General features: G+C 69.2%; 20 protein-coding genes. 17 read left to right on the forward strand and 3 right to left on the reverse strand.

Annotated features, from left to right (window positions below; translation table 11 throughout):
- Positions 1–159: 159 nt before the first annotated feature.
- From VFE28_15780 to VFE28_15830, 11 genes are all read left to right on the forward strand, one after another.
- Positions 160–1,656 carry a diguanylate cyclase gene (locus tag VFE28_15780; GenBank protein HZM17454.1) on the forward strand — a complete coding sequence of 499 codons (1,497 nt, stop codon included), beginning with the start codon at positions 160–162 and terminating at the stop codon, positions 1,654–1,656.
- A 74-nt stretch (positions 1,657–1,730) separates the two neighbouring features.
- On the forward strand, positions 1,731–4,106 hold the full coding sequence (locus VFE28_15785; GenBank protein ID HZM17455.1) for a DNA internalization-related competence protein ComEC/Rec2: 2,376 nt from the start codon (positions 1,731–1,733) through the stop codon (positions 4,104–4,106).
- Positions 4,107–4,173: 67 nt separating this feature from the next.
- Positions 4,174–4,836, forward strand: a complete 663-nt coding sequence (purN, locus tag VFE28_15790; GenBank protein HZM17456.1) for a phosphoribosylglycinamide formyltransferase — start codon at positions 4,174–4,176, stop codon at positions 4,834–4,836.
- 8 nt (positions 4,837–4,844) lie between these two features.
- The gene (locus VFE28_15795) at positions 4,845–5,741 is read left to right on the forward strand and encodes a phosphoribosylaminoimidazolesuccinocarboxamide synthase (protein HZM17457.1); all 897 of its coding nucleotides are present in this window, start codon (positions 4,845–4,847) and stop codon (positions 5,739–5,741) included.
- Complete coding sequence (purH, locus tag VFE28_15800; GenBank protein HZM17458.1) at positions 5,738–7,276, forward strand: bifunctional phosphoribosylaminoimidazolecarboxamide formyltransferase/IMP cyclohydrolase; 1,539 nt, start codon at positions 5,738–5,740, stop codon at positions 7,274–7,276. Before VFE28_15795 ends, purH begins: the two co-directional genes overlap by 4 nt.
- A gap of 53 nt (positions 7,277–7,329) precedes the next feature.
- Positions 7,330–8,865 (forward strand): glutamine-hydrolyzing GMP synthase, encoded by a 1,536-nt coding sequence (gene guaA / locus VFE28_15805; GenBank protein ID HZM17459.1) that lies wholly within the window; start codon positions 7,330–7,332, stop codon positions 8,863–8,865.
- Positions 8,866–8,968: 103 nt separating this feature from the next.
- Positions 8,969–9,307 carry a metalloregulator ArsR/SmtB family transcription factor gene (locus VFE28_15810; protein ID HZM17460.1) on the forward strand — a complete coding sequence of 113 codons (339 nt, stop codon included), beginning with the start codon at positions 8,969–8,971 and terminating at the stop codon, positions 9,305–9,307.
- A 109-nt stretch (positions 9,308–9,416) separates the two neighbouring features.
- Positions 9,417–9,791 carry a DoxX family protein gene (locus VFE28_15815; GenBank protein HZM17461.1) on the forward strand — a complete coding sequence of 125 codons (375 nt, stop codon included), beginning with the start codon at positions 9,417–9,419 and terminating at the stop codon, positions 9,789–9,791.
- Positions 9,792–9,803: 12 nt separating this feature from the next.
- Positions 9,804–10,370 carry an SRPBCC family protein gene (locus VFE28_15820; protein ID HZM17462.1) on the forward strand — a complete coding sequence of 189 codons (567 nt, stop codon included), beginning with the start codon at positions 9,804–9,806 and terminating at the stop codon, positions 10,368–10,370.
- A 20-nt stretch (positions 10,371–10,390) separates the two neighbouring features.
- Positions 10,391–10,816 (forward strand): DoxX family protein, encoded by a 426-nt coding sequence (locus VFE28_15825; protein ID HZM17463.1) that lies wholly within the window; start codon positions 10,391–10,393, stop codon positions 10,814–10,816.
- A 26-nt stretch (positions 10,817–10,842) separates the two neighbouring features.
- Positions 10,843–11,268 (forward strand): DUF1801 domain-containing protein, encoded by a 426-nt coding sequence (locus tag VFE28_15830; protein HZM17464.1) that lies wholly within the window; start codon positions 10,843–10,845, stop codon positions 11,266–11,268.
- Between the two features lie 31 nt (positions 11,269–11,299).
- Here the strand turns inward: VFE28_15830 and VFE28_15835 are convergent, their stop codons facing one another.
- The 3 genes from VFE28_15835 to VFE28_15845 all read right to left on the reverse strand — a co-directional run bounded on the left by VFE28_15835 (position 11,300) and on the right by VFE28_15845 (position 14,742).
- The gene (locus VFE28_15835) at positions 11,300–12,388 is read right to left on the reverse strand and encodes an agmatine deiminase family protein (protein HZM17465.1); all 1,089 of its coding nucleotides are present in this window, start codon (positions 12,386–12,388) and stop codon (positions 11,300–11,302) included.
- Positions 12,385–13,272 carry a carbon-nitrogen hydrolase gene (locus VFE28_15840; GenBank protein ID HZM17466.1) on the reverse strand — a complete coding sequence of 296 codons (888 nt, stop codon included), beginning with the start codon at positions 13,270–13,272 and terminating at the stop codon, positions 12,385–12,387. The genes VFE28_15835 and VFE28_15840 overlap by 4 nt, the downstream gene beginning before the upstream one ends.
- Positions 13,273–13,368: 96 nt before the next feature.
- Complete coding sequence (locus VFE28_15845; protein ID HZM17467.1) at positions 13,369–14,742, reverse strand: hypothetical protein; 1,374 nt, start codon at positions 14,740–14,742, stop codon at positions 13,369–13,371.
- Between the two features lie 467 nt (positions 14,743–15,209).
- On the opposite strand from VFE28_15845, the gene VFE28_15850 reads away from it, so the two are divergent.
- The 6 genes from VFE28_15850 (at position 15,210) to VFE28_15875 (ending at position 25,203) form a co-directional block, all read left to right on the forward strand.
- Positions 15,210–17,750: a M6 family metalloprotease domain-containing protein gene (locus VFE28_15850; GenBank protein ID HZM17468.1), complete on the forward strand. Its 2,541-nt coding sequence runs from the start codon at positions 15,210–15,212 to the stop codon at positions 17,748–17,750.
- 44 nt (positions 17,751–17,794) lie between these two features.
- Positions 17,795–20,119, forward strand: coding sequence for a transglycosylase SLT domain-containing protein (locus VFE28_15855; GenBank protein ID HZM17469.1), 2,325 nt, complete (start codon positions 17,795–17,797; stop codon positions 20,117–20,119).
- Positions 20,100–21,479: an NHL repeat-containing protein gene (locus VFE28_15860; protein HZM17470.1), complete on the forward strand. Its 1,380-nt coding sequence runs from the start codon at positions 20,100–20,102 to the stop codon at positions 21,477–21,479. Before VFE28_15855 ends, VFE28_15860 begins: the two co-directional genes overlap by 20 nt.
- Positions 21,476–22,054, forward strand: a complete 579-nt coding sequence (locus VFE28_15865) for an SEC59/DGK1/VTE5 family protein (protein HZM17471.1) — start codon at positions 21,476–21,478, stop codon at positions 22,052–22,054. The genes VFE28_15860 and VFE28_15865 overlap by 4 nt, the downstream gene beginning before the upstream one ends.
- A 110-nt stretch (positions 22,055–22,164) precedes the next feature.
- Positions 22,165–23,100, forward strand: coding sequence for a tetratricopeptide repeat protein (locus VFE28_15870; protein ID HZM17472.1), 936 nt, complete (start codon positions 22,165–22,167; stop codon positions 23,098–23,100).
- 216 nt (positions 23,101–23,316) lie between these two features.
- The gene (locus VFE28_15875; GenBank protein ID HZM17473.1) at positions 23,317–25,203 is read left to right on the forward strand and encodes a PQQ-binding-like beta-propeller repeat protein; all 1,887 of its coding nucleotides are present in this window, start codon (positions 23,317–23,319) and stop codon (positions 25,201–25,203) included.
- The last annotated feature ends 33 nt before the right edge of the window (positions 25,204–25,236 follow it).

The raw sequence follows: 25,236 nt of genomic DNA on the forward strand, positions 1-25,236 counted from the left end.
GGGCACGCAATTGGCTTTGCCAGGCGAGGTTGCTAGAATCACTTCGAAGATTGGTGAAGGCCGGCTGTACGCACGCACCTCACGACCACCCTTTCCTTTGCGACAGCCGCTGCCCGCGCGCCAGGGAGTGCGATGCCTGCGAGGATCCCTGCCTTGACGATGCTGCGCCGACGCGATCCAGAGTTTCTCGTCGAGCGTTTGCTACCCCGTCACCTTTTGACCGCAACCTGCAACGCGGCGCTGGATACGTCGCTCCGCCGCGGCGATCGGGCTCAGGTGTACGCGGCTTGCGTGGATGCGCTCCTCGATCTCTCCCGCCAGGGCCTCTACGTGGAGCGGCCCTCGGCGGACCAGGGGACGCGCGTTTTTGCCTCCACCACCACAGGGGATCGGATCCACCTCACACGTCACCCGCGGGCGGAGCAGCAAGCTTCGCGCCCGACCTCTAAGACTCTAGCGCAAGACCCCTCGGGTCCCCAACCGATCGTTGAGGAGAAAAAGGCGGGGCCCGGAGCCATGGTCCACGACGAGGACGTCCCGGGAAGCGCCGCACAGCAGCCCGAAGCGGCCGAATCGCTCGCCATCGAGGATTTATTGGCCCCTGAGAGCGAAGCGGGCCGCCCGTCCACACCCTCTGCTTCCCTCGCGCCGCAAGGGGCACCGCTGCAGGATGCGATGGCTCCAACCCGCACCGAAGCCGACACCTTGGCCCGCCTCGAGGGGATCCTTGGCCTCGCCGGCATCGAGGCCCGCCTCACCAGCCTGGCCGAAAGGCTCCGGCACCTGCTCACGCGCATCGAGGGGCTCTTTCCGGGTGCACAGGTGGCCATTCTGCACCTGGAGGGAGCGACGACGGAGGAGCTCGGGAACGGTCCCGTGCGCCTTCTCACCCGGAACGAAGTGGAAAACACCCCACATTACGAGGCGGCGCTCCGGCGAGGAGACCTGCAATTCGCCACCACGGCCCCCGCTGGGGAGGACCCGGCACAGGGCACTCTCGCCGCCGTGGCGCCACTCCGGGTGGGGGAGACCGCCTGGGGACTCCTCGAGATTCTGTGGCCCCGCGGCCGCTGGCAGACGACGCGGCAAGCGGCACCGCTCCTCCAGCACGTGGCGCGTCTCGCCGAGCTCGCCATCCAGAATCAGCAAACCTTGGAGAAGCTCGTCTTCGTCGATCCGTTGACCGGCGTGTACAACCGCGTCTTCTACGACCGGCAGCTGAGCCTGGAAATGGAGCGGGCGCACCGCACCAGCGGCAAGTTCGGTCTCCTCGTCATGGATGTGGACGACTTCAAGAGCGTCAACGACCGGCACGGCCACCGGGCCGGAGATCAAGTGCTCGCCGCCGTGGCGCAAGAAGTGCGGGAGCGCATGCGCAAGATCGATCTCCTCTTCCGCTACGGCGGCGAGGAGTTCGTTCTCCTCCTGCCCGGGGCGGACGGGGAAGAAACGCGGCGGACTGCGGAGCGCCTGCGCGCCGTGGTCAGCGAGCGCCGCTTCGAGGCGGAGGGCGCCCCGGCGCCGCTGCGTGTCACCGTGAGCTTGGGTGGCGCCATCTATCCTGACGACGCGCGCACCGCGACCGGCCTCTTCCGCCATGCCGACAACGCGCTCTACCGAGCGAAGGAGCAAGGGAAGAACCGCGTCGCCTTTTGATCTTGGCCGGGCGCCGCGTCGCCTTCCGGCGCGGTCGCGTCCCCGCGGATCCCCCCCCGAAACCTCCGCCAAGAATGTGGTTCCGCCTCGTCGCAGCGTACGCGGCCGGGGCTCTGGCGCTCCCGCCCGCCGCCGCGTGGCAACTCGTGGCCGCGGCGCTCCTGGTGCTGGCTGCCCTCTCGAGCAGGCGCGGCCGCCGCTTGCGCCTCGCCTGCGGTTGGATTCCTGCCTGCGTCCTGGCCGTTGGTTTCGGCTTCCTCGTCCGGCACGGGGAGGGGCGCGCTGCTGCGAGCCAGACCGAAGACGTCGTCGCCGAGGGCTGGATCGCCAGCCGTCCCGAACCGGGCCGCCGCGGCGCGAGCGCCTGGTTCGTGCTCGAGCGGGTGCACGGTTCCCCAGCGACAGGCGCAGCGCACTTCCGTAGCGGAGAGCGCGTGCAGCTCCGCTCGCGTTCAGCTCTCCCCGGCTTCGGCCGCAGGCTCCGTGTGCAGGGCCCTCTGCGACCGGGCCGGGGGCCGCGGAATTTCCATGCTTTCGACGAACGCCATTTCCTGGCGGCGCACGCAGCAGCTGCCGTGCTCGAGGCGAAGCGCATCGTCGTGCTCCCGGGCCACGGAGGACGAGCCTGGCAACGCGACCTGGTGGAACCGGTGCGCACCACACTCGCAACAGAACTCGCCTCCACGCTCGCCCGGGACGAGGCCAGCATCCTTACCGCGCTCGTGCTCGGCATCGACGATTCCATCGACCCAGCGGTGCAGGAGACCTGGCGCGGTCTCGGCATGACCCACGTGCTCGCCGTGAGCGGGATGCACGTGAGCCTCGTCGCCACCGCGCTCCTCGCCATCACCGGCACGCCCCGCCGGCGACGGGGACTGTGTGCCCTGCTCGGGGGACTCGCTCTCTACACCGCCCTCGCGGGTCTCGCGCCTTCGGTCCTCCGCGCTGCGGTCATGGCGGCCTGGGCGGCTGTGGCGCTCCATCTCGGGCGTCCGGTGCACGGCATCGGGGCTCTCGGTCTCGCCAGCGTGACGCTTCTCGCTTCCGTCCCGGCGCTCCGCCACGACCTCGGTTTTCAACTCTCCTGCGCCGCCACCCTCGGCATCCTCGTCTGGGCGGCGCCGCTGCAAGCCCTCGGGCGTCGCCTCGCCGCCCGGCGCGGCGGCAAGGTGGCCGCTTTCTGCCTCACTAGCATCGGTCTCGGTCTCGCCGCCCAACTGGCGACGCTGCCCATCGTCTACGCCCGCTTCGGCTACCTGTCGCGGGCTGCACCTCTCGCCGACTTGGCCCTCGTCCCGCTCGCCAACGCTGCTCTCGTCCTCGGCCTCGCCGGAGCGCCGCTCGCCCTCGTGGCACCGAGCTTGGCGCGACCGCTCTGGCTTCTCGCCGGTGCCTTGCTGCATGTCACGTTGGCGCTCGCCGACGTGGTCATGCGGGCCGGCGATCCGCGTTGGTTCCTGCCCACGCAACCCGTCGCGCTCGTTCTCGCCACGCTCGCAACCATCGCCACCTTGGCCGCCGGTGTGCAGGTGGGGAAGGGCCGCTGGCGCGCCGGCGTGTTCTCCCAGAGCGGTGCGGCCTTCGCCTTCGCTGCCCTCGCCTTCGTTTCCGCACGACCCCCTGCACCCGCCTGGCGACTCGAAGCCCTCGACGTCGGTCAAGGCGACGCCTTGCTCTTGAGCCTCGGGAAGGACGCCTGGCTCGTGGATGCAGGGGACGCGCGTCCCGTCGACCAGGGTGAGCGCGTGATCCTGCCGCACCTGCGCCGGCTCGGCCTTCGCCGCTTGCGCGGCCTGTTCCTCACCCATCCGCACCGGGATCACTGCGGCGGCGCCGCGAGCGTCCTCGCAGGGTTCCCCGTCGACACGCTGTACCTGGCGCAGGCGTCCGCGGAGGACCCGACTTATGCGCCACTTCGCGCCCACGGCACACCGGTGCGGCTGCTGCACGCGGGCTCCCACATCACCCTCGGCCCCCGTTACGAGGCGCAGGTGTTGTGGCCGCCGGCGGTGGATTCCCTGCGCTCCGGCGCCAACGGGCAATCGCTCGTTCTCTGGGCGCGCGGGGCCGCATTGCCCCAGCTCCTCGCCATGGGCGACCTCGAAGCCGACGGCGAGGCGCTGCTCCTCCAGCGTGCGGCTCCGGCTCTCACCGGCGAGGCGGCTGATTTCCTGGTGCTGAAGGCTGGGCACCACGGGAGTCGCACCAGCTCGACGCCGGCGTTCCTCGAGGCGATCGATGCCGAGGTGGCGTTGGTGAGCGTGGGGGAGAGCAACCGCTACGGTCATCCTGCAACGGCCACACTCGCAGCCCTGGAAGCGCGGGACTGCCGCGTGCTGCGCACCGATCGTGGTGGCGCCATCCGGCTCCTGTTGCGCGGGAAAACGCTCTGGCTCGAACGACCGGACGCGCGCCCGGCTGCGATTGACGCCTCCGCGAGTGCACCCTAGAATCCGGCCTCGTCAAGCCCGTCGCGTCGCGCCGCTTTTTTCTTTCCCCGACGGCGCAGGAGGACCCGTGGAGCGCGAGGTCCGGGTCGGCGTTCTGGCGTCCGGCCGCGGTTCGAATCTCGAAGCGTTGTGGCGTGCCGAGCAAGCCGGCACGCTCGGAGCGCGTCTCGTCGCCGTCGCGAGCGACCACCGCACCGCGCCGGCGCTGCAGCTGGCGGCGCGCTTCGGGCTCCCCGCCCTCGCCGTCGATGCCGGGCCGCGTCGCGGTCGCATGACGGCGGTAGCCGAGGCGGAGATCGTCGCCTTCCTGCGCGCGCAGCGTGTCGATCTCGTCTGCCTCGCAGGCTTCATGCGGCTGCTCGGGACACCGCTCCTCGAAGCCTACCCGGGCGCCATCCTCAACATCCATCCGTCGCTGTTGCCGAGCTTCCCGGGCCTCGAAGCGCAGGCTCGAGCGCTGGAGCATGGCGTCAAGGTGGCGGGGTGCAGCGTGCACTTCGTCGACGCCGGTGTCGATACGGGTCCCATCGTGGCGCAGGCCACCGTGCCGGTGCACGAAGACGACACGCCGGAAACGCTGGCGGCCCGCATCCTGGAGCAAGAGCATCGTCTCTATCCGTACGCCGTCCGCCTGTGGGCCGAAGGCCGTCTGCAGGTGCGGGACCGGCGCGTGTTCATCCGCGAGCCGAGCCTCGGTAGCAGCGGCCGCAGCCGGGAGGAACGATCCTGAAAGCCCTGATGAGCACCCGCGACCTCGGCTTGCGGCCCACGTCCGCGGGCAAGGTGCGCGACCTCTTCGATCTCGGCGACCGCTTGCTGCTCGTCGCCTCGGACCGCATCTCCGCCTACGACGTCGTCTTCGACGACCCCATCCCGGGCAAGGGCATGCTCCTCACCCAGATGAGCCTGGCCTGGTTCGATCTGTTGCGGGACGTGCGCGAGAACCACCTGCTGACGGCGGACGTGTCCGAGTTCCCCGCGCCGTTCTGCGACCACGAGGAACTGGCCGGGCGCAGCATGCTGGTGCGCAAGGCGCGCCGTGTCGACGCGGAGTGCATCGTGCGCGGCTATCTCGCCGGCAGCGGCTGGCGCGACTACCAGGAGAGCGGCCGCATCTGTGGACTTTCCCTGCCCCAGGGACTGAGGGAATCCGAGCGTCTCCCCAAACCTCTGTTCACGCCTTCCACGAAGGCGGAGAGCGGCCACGATCGCAACATCGACCATGCCGAGCTGGAAGGCCTGGTGGGGAAGGAGACGGCGGCGGCGCTCGAGCGCGCCTCGATCGAGATCTACCAGCGCGCTGCCGACTATGCCCGAGAGCGCGGCATCCTGCTGGCGGACACGAAGTTCGAGTTCGGCTACGTGGAGGGACGACTCATTCTCATCGACGAGGCCTTGTCGCCCGATTCGTCGCGCTTCTGGCCGGCCGAAGATTACGCCGTGGGCCGCGCGCAACAGAGCTTCGACAAGCAGTTCCTGCGCGACTGGCTGGATGCGAGCGGTTGGGACCACTCGCCGCCGCCGCCGCGGCTGCCGGCGGCCATCGTGCAGCGGACCCAGGAGCGTTACGTCGAGGCTTTGCGCCGGCTCTTCCCTCGAGTGCTGGCGTCGCTGCCGGCGGCGGTGGCGCCATGAGCGCCTTCCGCATCCGGCGTGCCGTCCTCTCGGTCACCGACAAGAGCGGACTCGTGGAGCTGGCGCGCGCCCTCGTGGGCCGGGACGTGCAGCTCTTCGCCTCGGGAGGGACGGCGCAGCATCTGCAAAACGCCGGTGTGGAGACGACGGGCGTCGAGGAGCTGACCCACTTTCCGGAGATGCTCGACGGCCGGGTGAAGACGCTGCACCCCGGCATCTTGGCGGGAGTGCTCGCCGACAAGCAGAACCCGGCGCACCGCCAGGATCTCGAGAAGAACGGGCTCGTCCCGGTGGACTTGGTGGTGGTCAACTTCTACGCTTTCGAGGCCGCCGCCAAGAGCGAAGCGCTGCCCATCGAGGCCATCGACATCGGCGGACCGACCCTGGTGCGGGCCGCCGCCAAAAACTTCGCCAGCGTCGCCGTTCTCACCTCGCCGCTGGACTATCCGGACTTCCTCGCCGCCTTCGCCCGGGACGCGGTGGACCTGGACTTCCGGCGCGGGCTGGCCACGCGCGCCTTCGCTCGCGTCGCCGACTACGATCGAGCCATCGCGACGCACTTCCTTGCCGGCAGCGGACCGGCCGCACCGGAGCTGCAAGGTCGCCGGTACGCACCGGGGGAGGCACTGCGCTATGGGGAGAATCCGCACCAGCAGGCCAAGCTCTGGCTCGAGCAACCGCCTTGGGGATTGGGTGCGGCCAAGCAGCGTGGCGGGGATGCGCTCTCCTACAACAACTATATGGATGCCGATGGGGCACTCGACTTGGTCTTCGACCTGGGCGAGCGGCCGGCATGCGCCATCGTGAAGCACAACACTCCTTGTGGTGCCGCCCAGGGGGCGACGGCGAGCGCCGCCTTCACCGCCGCGCTGGAGTGCGACCCGGTGTCGGCCTTCGGCGGCGTGGTGGGCTTCAACACCAGCGTCGACGCGGAGACGGCGTCGGCGCTGGCGAGCCACTTTTTCGAGGTGGTGTGCGCCCCCAGCTTCGCGCCCGTGGCACTGGAGATCCTGCAGGCGAAGAAGCGCTTGCGCCTCCTCGCGGTGCGGCGCGAACCCTGGAATCTGGGGCCGCTGGTGGCGCGGGAGCTCCATGGGGCCTTGCTGGTGCAGGACCGCGACCACGGCTTCGACGAGCTGGGGGAGATGGAGGTCGCGACGCGGGCGCAACCGACGCCCTCGGAGCGCGAGGACGCCACCTTTCTCTGGATCGTGGCGAAGCACGTGCGCTCCAACGCCATCGTCGTCGGCCGCGAGCGCCGCACCCTCGGCATCGGCGCCGGCCAGATGAGCCGCGTGGACAGCTGCGATCTCGCAGTGAGCAAGGCGCGGCACGCGGGGCACGACCTGAGCGGGAGCATCGCCGCTTCCGACGCCTTCTTCCCGTTCCCCGACGGTGTCGAGCGCCTGGCCGAAGCGGGTGTCCGGGTCATCGTGCAGCCCGGCGGTTCGAAGCGCGATGCCGAGGTCCTCTCGGTCGCCGACCGCCTGGGGATCTGCATGCTCCTCGCGCGCCGCCGGCACTTCCGGCACTGAGCCCACGAGTCTCTGCGCGCCCGCGGAAGGATGGCGCCTAAGTAGGCACTCCCATGGCCGCACACGAAACCATCGTGGTCTTGGACTTCGGTGCCCAGACCACCCAGCTCATCGCACGGCGCGTGCGGGGCCTGCGCGTGCACTCCCAGGTCTTGCCGGGGGAGACGCGGGTGGCGCGTGTGCGCGACCTCGCTCCCAAAGGCCTCATCCTCTCCGGCGGCCCCGCGAGCACCTATATGGCGCGGGCGCCGCGTTTCGATCCGCGCCTCCTCGAACTCGGCGTCCCCGTTCTCGGCATCTGCTACGGGATGCAGCTCCTGGCGCAGCATCTGGGCGGGAGCGTGGAGGCGGCGACGGTGCGCGAGTTCGGCCCGGCGACGATGGGGCACGAGGAAACAGCGCTCTTCGCCGGCCTTGCCGCGCAAGAAACCGTGTGGATGAACCACGGCGACGCCGTGCGTGCCCTGCCGCCTGGTTTCACCGTGATCGGGAGGACCGAGGGCTGCGTCCACGCCGCGATTCAAGATCCGGCGCGCCAGCTTTACGGCTTGCAGTTCCATCCCGAAGTGGCGCACACGCCCCGGGGCGAGCAGGTGCTCGCCAACTTCGTCCTTCGCCTCTGCGGCTGCCGCGGTGATTGGACACCGGAGAACCTGGCCGCCGATCTGCAGCAGGACATTCGCGAGCGGGTGGGTACGGAGCGTGTTCTAGCCGCCGTCTCCGGCGGCGTCGACAGCACCGTCCTCGCCGTCCTCCTGCACCGCTCGCTTCCGGGCCAGGTGGAAACGCTCTTCGTCGATAGCGGCCTGCTTCGCTCCGGCGAAGCAGACGAAGTGCGCCAGCGCTACGAGAGGCTCGGCATCGCGCTCCGCGTCGTCGATGCCGGCGACGCCTTCCTGGAGACACTGGCGGGGGTCGAAGACCCCGAGGAGAAAAGGCGCCGCATCGGCCACACCTTCGTCCGCGCCTTCGAGGCCGCCGTCCGCGAGCTGCCGCCGCTCCAGTTCCTCGCCCAGGGCACGCTCTACCCCGACGTCATCGAGAGCGGCGTTCCCGGCGGGCACTCCACCACGATCAAGACGCATCACAACGTCGGCGGGCTCCCGGCGGACATGCCCTTCACCCTCCTCGAGCCTTTACGCGATCTCTTCAAGGACGAGGTGCGCCGGCTCGGCGCCGAGCTCGGCATCGCGGCCGGAATCCTGGGGCGCCATCCCTTCCCGGGGCCAGGGCTCGCAGTCCGCATCCTGGGACCGGTGACGCGCGAGCGGCTGGAGATCCTGCGCCAGTGCGACGCGATCTTTCTCCACGCCTTGCAAGAAAGCGGCTGGTACGAGCGTACCTGGCAGGCTTTCGCCGTGCTCTTGCCGGTGCAGAGTGTCGGCGTCATGGGCGACGGCCGTACCTATGAGAACGTCGTGGCGCTGCGCGCCGTCGACAGCCTGGACGGCATGACCGCCGACTGGACCCGCCTGCCCGCGGAGCTCCTGGCGCAGGTCGCAGGCGCGATCACCAACCAGGTGCGCGGCGTCAACCGCGTGGTCTACGACATCAGCTCGAAGCCGCCGAGCACGATCGAGTGGGAGTAGGGGACAGGCGTCCTCGAGGCAGGCTCGAGGGGGCTCCGCATCGGCGCCGCTGCTCAGTCATATGACTTGACAGGCATATGACCATAGGAGTATGTTTGCGGCCATGGAGTCATCATTCGCCACCATCGCGGAGCCGAACCGCCGGGCCATCCTCAGCCTGCTGGCGTCCTCGGAGCGCTCCGTCGGCGAGATCGAGCGCCGGCTGCGGATGCCTCAAACTTCGGTGTCCAAGCACCTCCGCGTGCTGCGCGAGGCCGGCTTCGTGGAGTCGCGCGTCGAAGCCCAGCGGCGCGTCTATCGGCTCCTGCCCGAGCCGCTCATGGAGGTCGATGCCTGGCTCGCGCCGTTCCGGCGCTTCTGGGCGGCCCACGTGGATGCGCTCGAACGCCACCTCGACCGCATGGATCGATCCACACCAACGAAACGGAGAAGCAGGCGGTGAACCCCTCCTCATGGTCCCCGCTCACACGGGTCTTGGAACAAGCTCTCATTCGTGCAACCCGGAAAAGTCCGCCGCGTGCCAAGGTGCGGACGGCAAAGGAGACGGACCGATGAACATCCTGTTGTGGGTCCTGCAGCTCGCGCTCGCCTTGCTCTGCCTGTCGGGGGGAGCATACAAAGCGTTCAAGTTCGACGAGCTCGCCAACCAGATGCGCGCGCTCTCGCACGGCGGATGGCGCGCGCTCGGCGTATTCGAGATGTTCTGCGGGATCCTGCTGATCGTCCCGGCCGCTGCGAAGTGGATGCCGCTCCTGACCCCGCTCGCCGCCACGGCGCTGGCGCTGGAAACCCTGGCCCTCGCCGTGGTGTACGCGCGGTATTCGCGCCAGCTGACCGCTGCCAACCCGCTGGTCTGGAGCGCCATGATGGGGCTGATGGCGGCCTTCGTGGCCTACGGGCGGTACGCGCTCAGGCCGCTGGCGTGAGAGGAGAACCCGTTGACCGATCGTGAGCAGTACACACCGGGTCCGGCAAGCGGGGCGCAGATCCTCAAGGAAGGCGAGAAATGGACGCTCCTTCTCGTCCGCGAGCTCCGTCATCCGCCGGCGATGGTGTGGCAGGCGCTGACCGATCCTGCGCACCTGTCCGAATGGGCGCCGTTCGACGCCGATCGGAACCTGGCCGCTGTGGGGCCGGTGACGCTCTCGACCGTCGGGACGCCGACGCCGCAGGTCTCTCTGACCACCGTGAAGCGGGCCGAGGCGCCGAGGCTGCTCGAGTACAGCTGGGGTGGCAGCGACCTCCGTTGGGAGCTCGAACCGCTCGGCAGCGGCACGCGCCTCACGCTCTGGCACAGCATCGATCGCCGCTTCATCTCGTGGGGCGCCGCGGGCTGGCACATCTGCTTCGACGTCCTCGAGCGGCTCCTCGCGGGTGAGCCGATGGGACGCATCGTCGGCCCCGAGGTCATGAATTTCCGCGGCTGGCAGCGATTGAACGCCGAGTACGCCAAGCAGTTCCGCGTGGAGGCCCACGGTGGGCCGCCCAACGCCCCGAAGCCTTGAAGCGTGAAAGGATGCATCCCATGGAAGCGACCCTGCAGAAGCCGGCCCTCGTCGTCGCCAAGACCGCCCCGCAAGCCAAGATCGTCTATTGGATCGCCACCGCGCTCTTCTGCCTGCAAATGAGCTTCACCGCCTACGCGCAACTGCGCCTGCCGCAGGTGGCGGAGGCATTCACCCACCTCGGCTTCCCCGACTACTTCCGGGTGGAGCTCTCATGGGCCAAGCTCCTCGGCGTGGTGCTGCTGCTGGCGCCGGTGCCGGCGCGGCTCAAGGAGTGGGTCTACGCCGGCTTCGCCATCGACCTCACTTCGGCGCTCATCGCCCACCTCTCGGTGGGGGATGGCCCGCAGGCGTGGGGCTGGGCGGCGGCCGCCGGCGTGCTCTGGGGGCTTTCGTACTTCATCTGGCACCGCCGCGCGCTGCCGGTGCACCGGGATTTGACGTAACCTACGTGCAAGAATAGGAGCTGACCATGAAAAGGCCCATCCCGGTGGAACCTGCCTCTGCATTGATCGACGAGAAGATCCAGGAACTTCGGGACTGGCGCGGCAAGACGCTCGCGAAAGTGCGCGAGATCATGCACGAAGCAGACCCTGAGATCGTCGAAGAGTGGAAGTGGGGGACTCCCGTCTGGTCCCACGGTGGCATCGTCTGCACGGGAGAGACCTACAAGAACATCGTCAAGATGACCTTTGCCAAGGGAGCTGCGTTGAAGGACCCTGCAGGTCTGTTCAACTCCAGCCTCGACGGGAATGTCAGGCGCGCCATCGACATCCACGAAGGCGACAAGCTCGATCAGGCGGCCTTGAAGGCTCTCATCCGGGCTGCAGTGGCGCTCAATCTCCAGGGCAAGGGCCAGCCGAAGCCCCGGCGAACGCGCCGCAAGCGGGCCGACTAGCTTCATCCCTCTTCTCGGCAAGATGCCGACGCTACGCCGGCTCCTGCTGCGTCGCGCAGTGGAGGGTTCCGAGTCCCCAGGCCAAGTCCACGCAGTGAATCCCCACGACCTCGCGCTCCGGGAAGAGCTCCGCGAGAAGCCCCAGCGCCGTGCGGTCCGCGGGGTCGTTGAAGGTGGGGACGAGCACCGTACCGTTGGCCAGGTAGAAGTTCGCGTAGCTCGCCGGCACGCGCCTGCCGGCGAAGCCCATCGGTGTCGGCATCGGGAGCGGGATCACCTCGAGCTTGCGGCCGGCGGCGTCGCGGGCCGACTGGAGGCGCTCCCGATTCTCCTGGAGCAGCGCGTAGTTGGAATCCTTGCGGTTCTTCTCCTGGCAGAGAACGACGCGGCTGGGAGCCACGAAGCGCGCCACGTCGTCCACATGGCCGTGCGTGTCGTCGCCGGCGATGCCCCGGCCCAGCCAGACGACACGCTGGACGCCGAGCGTCGCGGCGAAGACCGCCTCGATGCCGGCGCGGCCGAGTCCCGGGTTCCGCGCCTGCACGCGGCTCAGCAGGCACTCTTCGGTCGCGAGCAGCGTCCCCTCGCCGTCGACGTCGATCGCGCCTCCTTCCATCACCACCGGCTTCCCCTCCGCGAAGGGGCGGTGCAAGGGCAAGCGCAGAGCTTTGGCGATCTCCGCCGCGACTTTCGCGTCGCGCTTGTGGTTGGCGTACTTGGCCCAGCCGTTGAAGCGCCAGTGAACTGCCAGCTTGCTCCCGTCGGCGCGCCGGACGAACGTTGGACCCGAGTCCCGCGTCCAAGAACGGTCGGTCGGGACCCGATAGAAATCGACGCGCTTCGAATGGACTCCGACCTTCGCGAGGACAGCGCGAGCTTGGGCGCGGATGGCTGCGTCGCGGACGAGGATGCACACGCGCTCGTGTCGCGACAGAAGCCGCACGATCTCGCCGTACACCCAAGGGATGGGCTCGAACTTCCCGGGCCAGTCGGACTTCTGATGCGGCCAGGCGATCCAGGTGGCGCGGTGCTCGGACCACTCCGCAGGCATGGTGGTGCCCTGAGCAGCAGGGGAGAGCGGTTCACGGCGCGGGGTGGCGGGCACGAGGGCCTTCGTCACCGCTTCTCCAGGACTCGTTCCACGATGGGTGCGTACGCGTCGATGCGGCGATCCCGGAGGAACGGCCAGTGCTGGCGGGCGGTCTCGAGGAGTTTCGGGTCGACGTCGGCGAGGACGACCGCCTCGCGGTCGTGCGATGCCTGCTGGACGATGCGTCCGTATGGGTCGCAGACGAACGAGGCCCCCCAGAATTCGATGCCCCCGCCCTCCGGCCCTTCGTGGCCCACGCGGTTGACGGCGGCGACATAGACACCGTTGGCGATGGCGTGGGCGCGCTGGGTGGTCTGCCAAGCGTCGAGCTGCGACTCGCCCCATTCCTTCTTCTCGCTCGGGTGCCAGCCGATCGCGGTGGGATAGGCGAGAACGAGCGCGCCCTGGAGCGCGGTCAGGCGCGCCGCCTCCGGGTACCACTGGTCCCAGCACACCAGCGTCCCGACGCGGCCGTAGCGGGTGTCGAAGGCACGGAAGCCAAGGTCTCCGGGCGTGAAGTAGAACTTCTCGAAGTAAAGGGGATCGTCGGGGATGTGCATCTTCCGATAGATCCCGGCGAGCGATCCGTCGGCGTCCAGGACGACGGCGGTGTTGTGGTAGACACCGGCGGCGCGGCGCTCGAAGACGGAGCCGACGATGGCGATGCCGAGCTCCTTGGCCAAGGTGCCCAGGGCTTCCGTAGTTGGTCCCGGCACCGGCTCGGCCAGGGCGAAATTCGAATGGTCCTCGCTCTGGCAGAAGTACAGGCTGCGAAAGAGCTCAGGGAGGCAGACGACGCTGGCGCCGTCCTTGGCGGCCTGGCGAATCATCGCGTCGGCGACCGCCAGGTTGCGGGCCGCGTCGCTCGTACAGCGCATCTGGACGAGTCCGATCTTGAACGCGGCGTCAGTCATGGGGGCCGGAGAATAGCGGATCGCCGCCCGGAGGACAATGCATGGTGGCCCGCCGGCGAGGAACTCGATGCGGCATCATGGGCGACAGGCCCCGTCTCAGGGCCGAAACCCGAGGACGGCCTCCATCGCGGGGTCCTTCCCTGCGAGGTACTGCGCCAGCGTCGTTTCCACCGGAATGTCCGGTCCGACATCGTCCACACTGAGGTCGGGATAGCGGTAGGGCCGAAACTCGGGGAACTCGCGCCGCGAGTAAGAGTGGAAGCCGTCCGTGTAGTGCAGGGTGAGTTTCGTGTTCGGAAGCAGGATGTTCCCGCCCTCGGACCACATGTCGAGAGCATCGCCCACCGGCTCGCCCACGAACACGGCGCGCGTCAGCTGGCGGAGCGTCGCAGCAGCCGTGATCCCCGCCGAGAAGGTGGCGCGACCGGTGATCACGAACATTCGTCCACGTTCCTGAGCCAAGGGCAGCGCCGCGATCCCGCGGAACAGGGAATCGGCCAGTTCGAGATTGCCGCCGGTGTTGAAGCGTAGGTCGATCACCAGCTTTCGAGGCGGGTCGCGCTGCAGCTCCTGGAGAACCCGGTTCCCGAACGCCTGCACGGTCTCGCCTTCGGGTTCGTCCTGGGACCGGTTGTACTGGACGTAGAGGACTTGTGAACTCGCGATCCGGTCCATCCAATAATGCCGCGCCAGATTTCGGAGATAGAGAGGCAGGCGCTCGGCCTCTGCGAGCAGCGCCGAAACCCAGGGTCCCTGACGACCTGGATGGGTGGAAGCGAGATCCCACCAGGCCTCGAAGGGCTTGTCCGAGCGTTCCAGCAGCAGGGGATCGAGCCGCACGGAGCGCCGGACGTGCTCAGGCGTCTCCACCGTCAGCTCCAGCGCGTCCGTCGAGAGCACGCCGACGCCCCTGAGAATCTCCGGGCTCATCAATAGGTAGGAGCTCATGTATCGCTCCCAGGATCGATTCGCCGCATACAAGGGCGCGACCCTCTCGGCCACCTCCGCCACCGGGCGCCCAGCGATGGCGAGGATCCGGCCCCCCAACAGGTCGGCGTGCTCGGGATGGGCGCGAACGACGCAAAGATCGTTGCCGAACCACCAGACCCTGAGCGGATAACGACGGAGAACGGTCCGATTGCGGAGGAGATAGAGCCGCGTATGCGCATTGTGGGCCCGCGCGACCGCCGTGGCGAGCCGGACGATGATCTGCTCGTCACTCAGAGTGGCGACGGAATCGCGAAGCCGGGGAATGTCGTGCTCGAAGAGGGAGCGTGCGTCTCCCCTGAAGCTCCGATCGCGAGCGAGAAACGCGGTCAACGTCGAGTCGAGATCTTCCTGCCAACCACGCACCCGCTCGGTCGGGCTCGGCCAGGCGAACTGAGCGGCGACTTCAGGCGGCGAGACTTCGAGCAGGAGTAGCATTGCGGCGAATACGGCACCTGCAGTCCGGCGGAAGCAGGTCGACATGGGTTGCCTCGCGATCCCGACGCTTCGGGCCGGTGAACGAACCAAACCTCCCACAGCTTGGACGGGCGAAGTTCTGCAAAGGTTACCTTCCACCCACCGGGTGCCTCGCTGGAACGATGGGGCCGGGCAGCGGGCCGAAGCATGAGCGTGAACTTCCCGGGCGACGCGCGGTCGAGCGAAGCCGCCGCAGCCTCGAGGAGACGCTGAACGATGCCTTGACGTTGGCTTTCAGGGAACCTTGCATGCCCCTTCAGCTCGGTGAGGCCGGCCGGATTCTCATCCCGTGTCCGTTACCATCTCCCGAGCAACACCCGAGTGCAACGGCTCAGAGGCTGGCTTCCTGAACGCGGCCGCCGTTGCCAAGCTCCCGCCCCCGCGCCGTGTGGTTGACTTCTGCCGCACCCGGCCTTCTTTATAGAGGGTCGGGGGCGCGGTCCGCGGCCGCGCCAGCCCACCCGCCGGAGGCCATGCGTCCACTTCTCCTCGCCCTCGTCGTCCCCCTTGCTGTCCTGGGCCCACGCCCCGCCGTGGCGGTGCCGCCGCATCCGGCCTTGGGGAGGAACGAGAAGGCCGCCCATGCCCTGGTCCGGGACCTGTCACAGGCAGTGGCGGCTGGTCTCGACCGGCCGGCACCACGCTCGGCACGCCCGCCGGCTCCGATCCTCGTCCTCCTCGCCGAGTGCAGCGATCGGCCGCACGCCGCCAACCAGACTCCGGAGGCACTCGCGAGCGCCTTCTTCGGTGACCCACCCAGTCTTCGCGACTACTACCAGCGCGCCTCGCACGGACGCTACTCGCCGGCGGGTGAGACCACGGCTTGGCAACAACTGCCCCACACGCAGGCCTTCTACGCCGACGGTAGGCACGGCATCGGCGGCACGGGGCCGCACAATGCTCGTGCCCTGGTGGAGGACGCCGTTCGGGCTGCGGATGGGCAGCTGAACTTCGCGGGCTTCGACAACGATGGCCCCGATGGAGTGCCGGCGAGCGGCGACGACGATGGCATGGTGGACGCGCTCATCGTCGTCCATGCCGGTGGCAGCTCCGAAACGAGCGGTGATCCCGACGACCTGCTCTCGCACACCTGGTTCACCCAGCAGACGGTGCAAACCGCCGATGGCGTCTACGTCTGGGTCTACAGCCTCGTCGCCGCCACCTCGCCCCTCGGGGTCAGGGTCCACGAGTTCGGCCATCTCCTCGGTCTCCCGGATCTCTACAACCGGAGCGCCGTGTCTCGGGACGCGCCGGGCGGTCTCGGGGATTGGAGCCTGATGGGCACCGGCGCCTGGCTCGGGGACGGCGAGCAACCCGGCGACTTCGACGGCCCGAGCAAGATCGAGCTCGGCTTCGTCGACCCTATCGTGCCACCGGCCAACGCCACGGGCCTCGAGCTCTCCGCGGCGACCGACGTCGCGGCGCCGACTCTCTATAAGGTATGGACCCACGGCCTGCCGGAGATGGAGTACTTCGTCCTCGAGAACCGCCGGCCTGCCGGACTCGACGCCGCTCTCCCCGGCGGCGGCATGCTCGTCTACCACGTCGACCTGACGCGGGCGACGAATGACGACCCGGAGAAGCCGCGGGTGCGGCTGTTGCAAGCGGACGGCAGGGAAGATCTGGAGGGCTTCGCGAATGCGGGCGATGCGGGCGATCCCTACCCCGGGACGGGGAGCGAGTGCTGCCGCATCGCCGCCGACACGACGCCGGGAACGCTCGGCTCCGACGGCAGCGAGACGCAGATCGAGATCAGCAACATCTCCCCCCCCACGGCGGCGATGCACTTCGATCTGCGGGTCGAGAACCGTGCTTTCTTCCAGGTCCAAAACGAGGTGTTGCGCGAGCGGAGCGGCGATGGCGACGGCGTCCCCGAAGCCGGGGAGGAACTGGAGCTCGAAATCGAGCTCGAGAACCTCGGGCTCGCCGCCACCAACGTCCTGCAGGTGTGGCGCACCGAGCCGGTAGCGAACGCCACCTGGAGCGTCGATCGCGCCACCTTCGCCGCCCTCGGCAAGGGCGAAGCGGCGACCGCGACTTTCGTGTTGCGCCCCGCGGCGACGCTCGCGGATCCGGCTCTCGTGCTGCACGGTGAGGCGCAGGATGCCTCCGGAGCGCAGCAGACGCTTTCCCGCACCGTCGCCCTCGGAACCGCGCGCGGCTTTCTCGCCTGCCTGCAAGCCGTGCCCTCGCGCTTCACCCGTGACTGCCCGCCGACCGAAGCGCCGTGGGAGGTCGAGGTGTTGCAAGGGCAGGGGACTTGGATCTTGCAAGACAGCCCCGGCGACCTGGCGCAGGTCTACCGGAACGCGAGCAGCGGCCGCTATCCCAACGCCACGGACGTCGCCCTCGTCTCGCCGCACTTCACCTTGCAAGCGGGAAGCGAGCTACACCTTTTGCACTCGTACAGCACTCAGGATCTCGACGCCGGCTGGGCTCATGACGGCGGGCGTGTGGAGATCTCGCGGCACGGAGGCGCTTGGGAAGCGCTGGAACCACGGGGCGGTTATCCGCGCCGTCTCTTCCCGGAGAGCGTGCCGCAGCTGGCTCGGGCCGGTGTGTTCGGCGGCAGCGCCCCACGGCGCTGGGACGTCTTTCCCTGCGGCAACTCAAGCGGCAGCGCCAGGATCCGCTTCCGTTTCGCGAGCGACGATTCCATCGCCGCCGCCGGCTGGGAGATCGCCCGCGTCGAGGTCCATCTGGCGGCGCCCGAGCCCGCCTCGACGGACCTCCAGCTCCTGGCGGAGCCCAACCCGGCGCGATTCCCGACGCGCGTCTCTTTCCGCATCGACGCCTCGCGGGGCGAGGCGGCGCTCCCGACACACCTCCTGCTCTTCGACGCCCGCGGCCGTCTCGTCCAGGTGCTGGAGCATGCGCCGGTGCCAGCGCAGAGCGCTCGCTTCACCTGGGATGGTACGGATCGTGCGGGCCATCCCGTGCCTTCCGGGGTATACTGGGCACGCCTGGAGTGGGGGGAGCGGAAGGCGACGACGAGGCTCCTGGTTCTACGTTGAAGGCGGACAGCGCCGAGCCTCATTCCACCACGAAACGAGGAGTCATGCCCGGCAAGCACATCGTGCTCGCAGCCCTCGTGCTCTTCCTCGGCGCCGGGAGCGCCGCCGCTCCACCGCAGGCGACGGACCTCGTGAGCGTCCTCGAAGCCCAGGGTGAGCTGGAAATGGCCTGGGCCTGGCAGCAACGCGCGGCCGTGGGTGCAGCGGACTCGACGCTCGCGAACCTGCAGCGGACGCTGCGCCTGCTCGTGCGGCGCCGGGATTACGCCGCCGCCTGGGACATCCTGCAGCGCGAGGGCAAGCGACTCGAGCCGGGAACACGGGCCGTCCTCGCCGCCGCCGTGGCTCTCCGTCTCGATCAGCCCTCGGCGGCGCTGGCGCACCTGGAGGCCGCCACCGTGCCTGCCGGTCTCGCCGGCTTTGCCGAGATGCAGCGCGCCGATGCCTGTCAAAGGCTCGGGCGCTGGGAAGAAGCGCGGCGCGCCGCGCTCGCCGCGAACGCCATGCCGCTGCCGCAAGAGATGCAGCGCCGTCTCCGCCTCATCGAGGGTCAGGCATGTTTCGCTCTCGGCGACATCGAGCGCCTGCGCCTCCTCGCACCGCGCCTCGGGGAAGATGCGCGCAGCGACGACCGCACCGGTCTCTTGCTGCTGCAGCTGGCGCGGGAAGTCTGGCGGGGTGGCGACACGGAGCAAGGGCGGCGCTGGCTTCTCGATCTCCTCGCCGCCAGGCCCGCACCGGCTGAGTCCGCCTACGCCGCGCTTCAGGTCGCGATAGCGCGCGGTGCATCGCCGCCGGACGTGGAAACGGAGCTGCTGCTGGCGCGCTACGAAGACCGCAGTCAACGGGCGGCCCAGGCGCGCCAGCGCCTGCAAGCGCTCGCCGCGAGCGGCCGCTTGACGGCCTTGCAAGAGGGCGAGGCGTGGGTGGCGGTGGCGGAGAGCTGGCGCCGGCAGGGTCGCGCCAACGATTGTCTCGCCGTGCTCTCGGCGCATGCCGAGCGCATCCGCGGCACGCCGTCGGAACCCGAGATGTTGCGCTGCCGCGGCCGCGCTTGTCGCGCCCTCGGCGACGAAGCCGGCATCATGGCGAGCTACAGCGAACTGGCGCGGCGTTTCCCCTCCGATCCGAACGCCGACGCCGCGCTCTACGAGGTGGGCTGGAGGCAGGAGATCGGCAACGACTACGCCGCCGCCATGCGGACCTATGCGACCGTGGAGCAGCAGTTTCCCCAGAGTTCTCTCGGCGACGATGCCGCTTTCCGCGAAGCCCTCTGTGCCTTGCGGAGCGGCAATCTGACCAGTGCACAGGAGCTTTTCGGCGCCATGGAGACCCAGCATCCCGGCTCGCCGCTGGTGCCGCGTTCGTTGTACTGGAGATCGTGGATCCTCGAACGACGGGGCGATGTCGAAGCAGCGCGGGTGCTCCGGGCCCGCTTGCAGCGCGATCACCGTGATTCTTACTACGCCGTGCTCGCCGCTCGGGCCGACTCCGCCCTCGACGCCGCGCCGACCGACACGGCGCCGTCATGGCGCGACGCGGCGGGGAGTACGGAGAGCCCGCAGCAGATCGACGGCCTGGAGCTCGCCGGCCGCAACCACGCGCGCTACCTGGCGGCCATCGAGTCGTTGCATCGGACCGGGGTGCCGGCGGCCTCGGCGTCGTTCGAGGCCGAGGCCACACTCTGGCACTTCTGCCTCGACTACGGCCTGGCGAACGAGGCGTCCTGGGAGACGCGACGCCTGGAGCAGCGCTTCGCCGTCGATCCCGGCGCGCTCCTGGAGCTTCTCGCCACGACCTACGTTCGCGGCGTACACGATCGCTTGGTACGCCTCTCCTTCATGTTGAGCCTCCTCGTGCAGCGGCCCGAAAGCGCCGCGGCCATCGAAGTGCTGCGCCATCCGGCGCCGCTATCCGTCACCCTCGCCGCCGCGACCCGCGAGCACGGCGTTTCCCATGCCGTGGTGCTCGGCGTCATCCGGCAGGAAAGCGCCTTCGATCCCCGCGCCGACTCCCGCGCCGGCGCCCGTGGTCTCATGCAGATCATGCCCGCCGTGGGGGTGCGTCTCGCCTCGCAGCGCGGCGAGGGGAACCTCCCGCCAGAGCGCCTCTACGCCACGGACCTCAACCTCGAGCTCGGCTGCCAGCTCTTCGCCGAAGAGCTGCGCCGCGCCCAGGGCAGCCTGCCGCAGGCGCTGGCGGCCTACAATGCCGGCAGCGATCCGGCGGAAAAATGGCGGCGCCGGTTGCAACCCGAGGAGCCCCCCGAGCTCTACCTCGATGTGGCGGAATATCTCGAAACCCGGAACTACCTCGATCGGGTTCTCGGCGGCGCCGAGACCTACAGGCGTGTCTACGATTTGCCGTGAGCGGGCACCACGCCCGCCGCGGCTCGCCGTGGTCTTCCTCGTCGCCTGGAGCACTGCGGCCGGCGCCGAAGCACCACCCACCACTCTGATCTACCCACCCTGGGGGCACTGCTATGGCCTGCACCGGGTGACGCAGATGCACCTCACCATGCGCGCCGGCTTCCGCGCCAAGTTCGACGACCCCCAGGGTGTGGCAGCGGTGAAGATGCGCGCCGAGGACGACACGACCACCGCGAAGGACGACGACGAGCTCACCGTGTTCGGGGTCAATTCCGGCCAGGATCAGATCATCTACAACACTTCTCTCACCGCCATCGCCTTCTACGGCACCTCGGGGCGGGGACCGGGACAGTTCCGCCGGCCGACGGGAATCGCCGCCGACCGGAGCGGCCTCGTCGTCGTCGCCGACACCGGCAACGATCGCCTCCACGTCCTGTGGTACGCCGACGATCGCCTCGAACACCGGCGCTTCATCCAGGGCGACTTCGCCGGCGCCCGCCTCGTCCGGCCCCGCGGCGTCGCCCTCGAGGCCGGCGAGATCTACGTCTGCGATCCCGAGAACCACCGGATCCTGGTGCTGGACCCCGAGGGCAACCTGCGCCGTCTCCTCGCTCCGACGCAGGATGGGCGTCCGGTGCTGCGCGAGCCCACCGCGGTGGCGGCGATCCGCGCCCGCGCCGACTTCAATTTCTTCGGTGAAGATTTCGTCGCCGTGGTGGACTCGGGCCACACCCGGCTGTTGCAGCTCTCCCACGATGGCCGCGTCCTCGCCCTCTGCCGAAGCAACGAGCTCGGCCCGCAGGCCCGGCGCTTCGACTGGGTCGCCATCGACTATCACGCCAACGTCTACTGCAGCGACCGCAGTGGGAGGCTGCACAAGTTCGACCGCAAGCTGCACCCGCTGCTCAGCATCGGCCGTCCGGGCAAGCACGATTACGAGTTCGACGAGCCGCGGGGCCTCGGACTCTACCGCCGCTTCGGCCAGCTCTTCGTCGCCGAGCGCGCCGGCGCCCAGTACCTCTGGACCGGGACCGATGTCTTCACCCCCCAGCTCGCGGACCTCGCCGGCGGCGCCGACAGCACCTGGACCGGGGAGGTGCGCTTCTTCCTGACCGAGTATGCCCGGGTCCAACTCGAGCTGGTGGACGCGAGCGAGAATCGGGTGGTGCTGCTGCAGACACCGCGGTGGCAAAACGTCGGCCCGGTGACGATGCCAGTCCGTTTTCGGCTGGCGCCACCTTCCGAGCCGCTGCGCCTGCGTGTGGAGGCCACACCGACGTACTCGTCGAGGTCGTACCTCACGGTGCGGAAGCTCGGGCCGCCGCTTTCCTTCCCACGCGTGGTGGGAGCTTCTCCGTGAGTCACCTCAAGGCGCTACGGTACGAGGGCTGGCGCAAGGCCATCCATCTTTCCATGCTCGTGCTTCCGGTCTGGATCGTGGTGGCGCCGGAAGCATGGCGCCTCCGTGGCCTACTCATTGCATTCTTCTTTCTGTTGGGAGTGGATCTCCTCCGGTTGCGCTGGAAACCACTCGGCCGCTGGTTGCAGCCGCGGCTCGACGGTTCTCTGCGGCCCGGAGAGAAACTCGGTCTCACCAGCGCGCACTACTGGACGCTGGTGGCTTGCTTCCTCGCCTGGTGTGGGCCGGAACGCCTCGCCGCCGCGGCGCTGGCCATGCCGATCGTGGGCGATGCGGCGGCGGCCGTGGTGGGCAGGCGCTTCGGGCGGAAGCGCTACGGCAGCAAGAGCCTGGAGGGCAGCGCCGCCTGCTTCGCGGGCTGCATGCTCGCCGGCGCCTTTTTCCTGCCGTCCGAGCCCCTGGCGCTCGCGGCGGCGGCCGGGGCGGCGACGGTGGTGGAGGCCTTGCCGCTGCCGGTGGACGACAATCTGAGTGTCCCTCTCGTCGCCGCGCTGGTGCTGCGATGGTGCGTCTAAAGGGAAGCTCCACGGCAAGCGTGGGCCGAGGAGCCGAGGGTTGGAAGGGCGCTCAGGGTCATAGGTGGCGCGCTCCGAATTCGCTGGAGCGCTTCTCGAGGTGACCGATCATGTTCCTGCGCGACTTGTTCCGCTTCCTGCCGCGAAGCCCGCTCCGGCGCGCCCTGGGAGCGATGAACCGGGGCGAGTTCGAAAGCGCCGCGGCGCTCCTCGAGGGCATGCTGCAACCACACTCCTTGCCGCCCGAGGACCTGAGCGCCTACGCCTGCGAAGCCTACCTGGAAGCGGCGAAGCAGCGGCGCGACGCGGGCGATGTCGCTGGGGCCGTCCGTTGTCTCGAGCGCGCCGCGGCGCTGCGCCCGGGCTTCGCCGACGTGCACTTCCGTCTGGGTGAGATGCAGGAGCACGCCGATCAGCCCGAGGTGGCCCGCAGCGCCTACGAGCGTGCCCTCACCCTCAACCCGCGTTACTTCGAAGCCCGCTTGGCTTTGGCCCGCATCCTCACCCACAGCGGCGAGTCCGCGGTGGCGCTTCGCCACCTGCGCGAAGCGGCCCCACAGGCACCGGAAGCCTTGTCCCGTGTCATCGCCCGCATGCTGGCGGAAACCGTGGAGGGCGATGGTAGCGGCACGCGAGCGCGTCTGGAGGCGCTCTTCGCCGACCTGGTGTCGGCGCCGTCCACACCCGTGGCGGAGGGCATCGAGGCGGCCCGCCGGGCGCTCCGCACCGGGGACAATCTGCGCGCCATTGCGGGCCTCAAATCGCTGCTGCAGCAGCACCCGCGCTTCCCGGACCTGCACAACCTGCTCGGGGTGGCGTACGACACCGAGGGCATGCTGGACGACGCGGTGGAGGAGTTCGAGCGCGCCGTCGCCCTCAACCCCGACTACGCCGAGGCTCGTCTCAACCTCGGCCTGGGTCTCTTCCACCGCAGCCGGCACGAGGAAGCCGCGCGCCATCTGCGCTGGGTGGAGAAGAAACATCCAGGTCACGCCCTGGTGCGTTCCGTTCTGGCGCAGATCGAATCCTTGGCAAGGCCGGGCTGAGCGCGCGGAATTCCGCGCACGCATCGCTTGCCATGCCGCTCCTGCACGCTGCACTGCCACACTCCGCCTGCATCGACCCGGAACCTCGCGCTGGCTCGCCACGGTTCTGCAGACAAAGCGCTTGCCGCATGGCGGCACATCCGCTAAAAAACGATTCTTCGTGGGGTGCATGCGCTCGCCTCGTGGGGCGCGATGGTGGACGTGTGGGGAAGTGGGGTGGTGCGCGTGCGCAATCCGTATCGGCTGCGTCTCGAGACTCCCGAAGGTTATCAGAACCAGCTCTTTTCTTTCCTGGCACCGGGCGACGACAACGACGATACGCGTCTCGGCGTCCTCGCCGCCTGGCACGACCGCGAGGTGAAGGCGGCGCTAGCGCCGGTCTTCCACGCCCTGACCCAGGATTACGAGGACCGGCGCACGCCGGCGGGAGCGCGCCTCGAGGATTTCGCCCAGGCCCTGGATGCGGCGGCGGCAGCGCTGCCGCCTGAGCTGCTGCGGGAATTCGAGTGCGCTCTCGTTCTCTGCCGCGGGCGCGGCCTCTACGTTCTCTACACCGACGGCATGACCCCGCAGTGCAGCGTCGGCGGTCCCGCCCAGCCGCTGCAGTCCGGCCTGCGCGTCCGCGTCAAGGACTTGCCGGTGCACAACGACTTGGGCGGCGGCCTGCGCCTGGCGGCGCGCCTCTCCCTCGCCCGCGTCTTCTTCGAAGACGAAGACCGCGCCGTCCTCTGGCTGGACCTGCCCACGGCACCGCCGCACGCCCTGGCGGCGGCGGAAACGGTGGAGAGTGCCCGCATCGTCCTGCACAAGGAGCCCAGCCTCGAGACCGAAGCGGTGGCGGCGGTAGAGAGCACCTGGCCCGAGTCGCCGGAGACGGCGGGGCGCGACAGGGTGCGCATGTCCTACGTCGCCGTCGCTCTGGTCGCGGTGGTGTTCGTCGTCGCTCTCTTCGGCATGTCCCGCTGGCGCCAGATGGGCGGAGAGCAACGCGGCGACGCGGAGAACTTCTTCAGCGAGGACGTCGAGTCCGGTGGAACGGCGCGCAGCCCCGCGCGCGTTTCCGCCGACGTGGCGGAGAAGAAAGATCCGCGCGACAGCGGCAGCGACAACCGCGTCGCCGCCCAGGCGCCGGTGGAAGCCTCGCTGCAGCTGCTCTGGAAAAAGAACTATCGGGACTGGGTCACTTCCTCGCCCCGCGTCGCCCAAGGACACGTGGTCTACGGCTGCCGCGACGGTCACCTCTACGCCGTGAGCGAGAGCGGCGAGCCGCTCTGGGAATACGACTCCGGCTCCGGCATCGGCGCCACCCCGGAAGTGGACGGCACTCGCGTCTACTGCGGCAACTATGCCGGCCGCGCCTTCGCGCTGCGCTCGCTGGATGGCGCCGAGCTCTGGGCCCATGACCTGGGGGCGCGCATCGTCGCCTCGCCGGCGCTCGGGAAGAGCCTGGTCTTCTTCCAGACTTACGCCGGTGATCTCGTCGCCTTGGAGCAGAAGACCGGTCGCCTGGTGTGGAAGCAGCACATCGGCGGGCAGCAACGGGCCCGGGCCCTGGCGACCGGCAAGGATGTGCTCGCAGTCTCCGGCGACGGCAATCTCCTCTGCCTCGAGCAGAAATCGGGCAAAGTCTCCTGGAGCGTCCCCCTCGGTTCTCGCGTCATCTCCAACCCGGTGCGGGCCCAGGACCTCGTGGTGCTCGCGGGCCAGGACGGACAAGTGCACGCGGTCGCGGCGAAGGACGGCCGGATCGCCTGGCGAGTGGATCTGGGGGGCACCCTCGAATCGGGCCTCGCCGCCGACGACGATCGGCTCTACATCGGCAGCACCGATCGCAGCGTCTACGCCCTCGACAAGGACGATGGCAGCATCGTCTGGCGCTTCAAGACTGGCGGCCCCATCCGTTCGACACCGTGGGTCCAAGACGGCAGGGTGTACGTGACCTCGTACGACCGGCACACCTACGTGCTGGAAGCGGAGAGTGGCGAAACCCTGGCGAAGACGGCGCTGCGCGCCCCCATCTACTCCTCGCCTCTCGTGCACGAGGGCAAGGTGTACTTCGGCTCCAACGACGGTACCTTTTACTGCCTGAGCGCCTTGCGCTAGGCCAACCGGCCCGCCTCGCGGCCGGGTGGCCGT

Source organism: Candidatus Krumholzibacteriia bacterium (assembly GCA_035649275.1).
Taxonomy (GTDB): Bacteria; Krumholzibacteriota; Krumholzibacteriia.

What these genes read in the sequence shown, in the direction of transcription:
- VFE28_15850 (HZM17468.1), top strand. Translation starts at nt 15,210, where the DNA reads ATGCGTCCACTTCTCCTCGCCCTCGTCGTCCCCCTTGCTGTCCTGGGC.
- VFE28_15810 (HZM17460.1), top strand. Translation starts at nt 8,969, where the DNA reads ATGGAGTCATCATTCGCCACCATCGCGGAGCCGAACCGCCGGGCCATC.
- VFE28_15830 (HZM17464.1), top strand. Translation starts at nt 10,843, where the DNA reads ATGAAAAGGCCCATCCCGGTGGAACCTGCCTCTGCATTGATCGACGAG.
- VFE28_15840 (HZM17466.1), bottom strand. Translation starts at nt 13,272, where the DNA reads ATGACTGACGCCGCGTTCAAGATCGGACTCGTCCAGATGCGCTGTACG.
- VFE28_15845 (HZM17467.1), bottom strand. Translation starts at nt 14,742, where the DNA reads ATGTCGACCTGCTTCCGCCGGACTGCAGGTGCCGTATTCGCCGCAATG.
- guaA (HZM17459.1), top strand. Translation starts at nt 7,330, where the DNA reads ATGGCCGCACACGAAACCATCGTGGTCTTGGACTTCGGTGCCCAGACC.
- VFE28_15855 (HZM17469.1), top strand. Translation starts at nt 17,795, where the DNA reads ATGCCCGGCAAGCACATCGTGCTCGCAGCCCTCGTGCTCTTCCTCGGC.
- VFE28_15785 (HZM17455.1), top strand. Translation starts at nt 1,731, where the DNA reads ATGTGGTTCCGCCTCGTCGCAGCGTACGCGGCCGGGGCTCTGGCGCTC.
- VFE28_15825 (HZM17463.1), top strand. Translation starts at nt 10,391, where the DNA reads ATGGAAGCGACCCTGCAGAAGCCGGCCCTCGTCGTCGCCAAGACCGCC.
- VFE28_15795 (HZM17457.1), top strand. Translation starts at nt 4,845, where the DNA reads ATGAGCACCCGCGACCTCGGCTTGCGGCCCACGTCCGCGGGCAAGGTG.
- purH (HZM17458.1), top strand. Translation starts at nt 5,738, where the DNA reads ATGAGCGCCTTCCGCATCCGGCGTGCCGTCCTCTCGGTCACCGACAAG.
- VFE28_15870 (HZM17472.1), top strand. Translation starts at nt 22,165, where the DNA reads ATGTTCCTGCGCGACTTGTTCCGCTTCCTGCCGCGAAGCCCGCTCCGG.
- VFE28_15780 (HZM17454.1), top strand. Translation starts at nt 160, where the DNA reads ATGCTGCGCCGACGCGATCCAGAGTTTCTCGTCGAGCGTTTGCTACCC.
- VFE28_15815 (HZM17461.1), top strand. Translation starts at nt 9,417, where the DNA reads ATGAACATCCTGTTGTGGGTCCTGCAGCTCGCGCTCGCCTTGCTCTGC.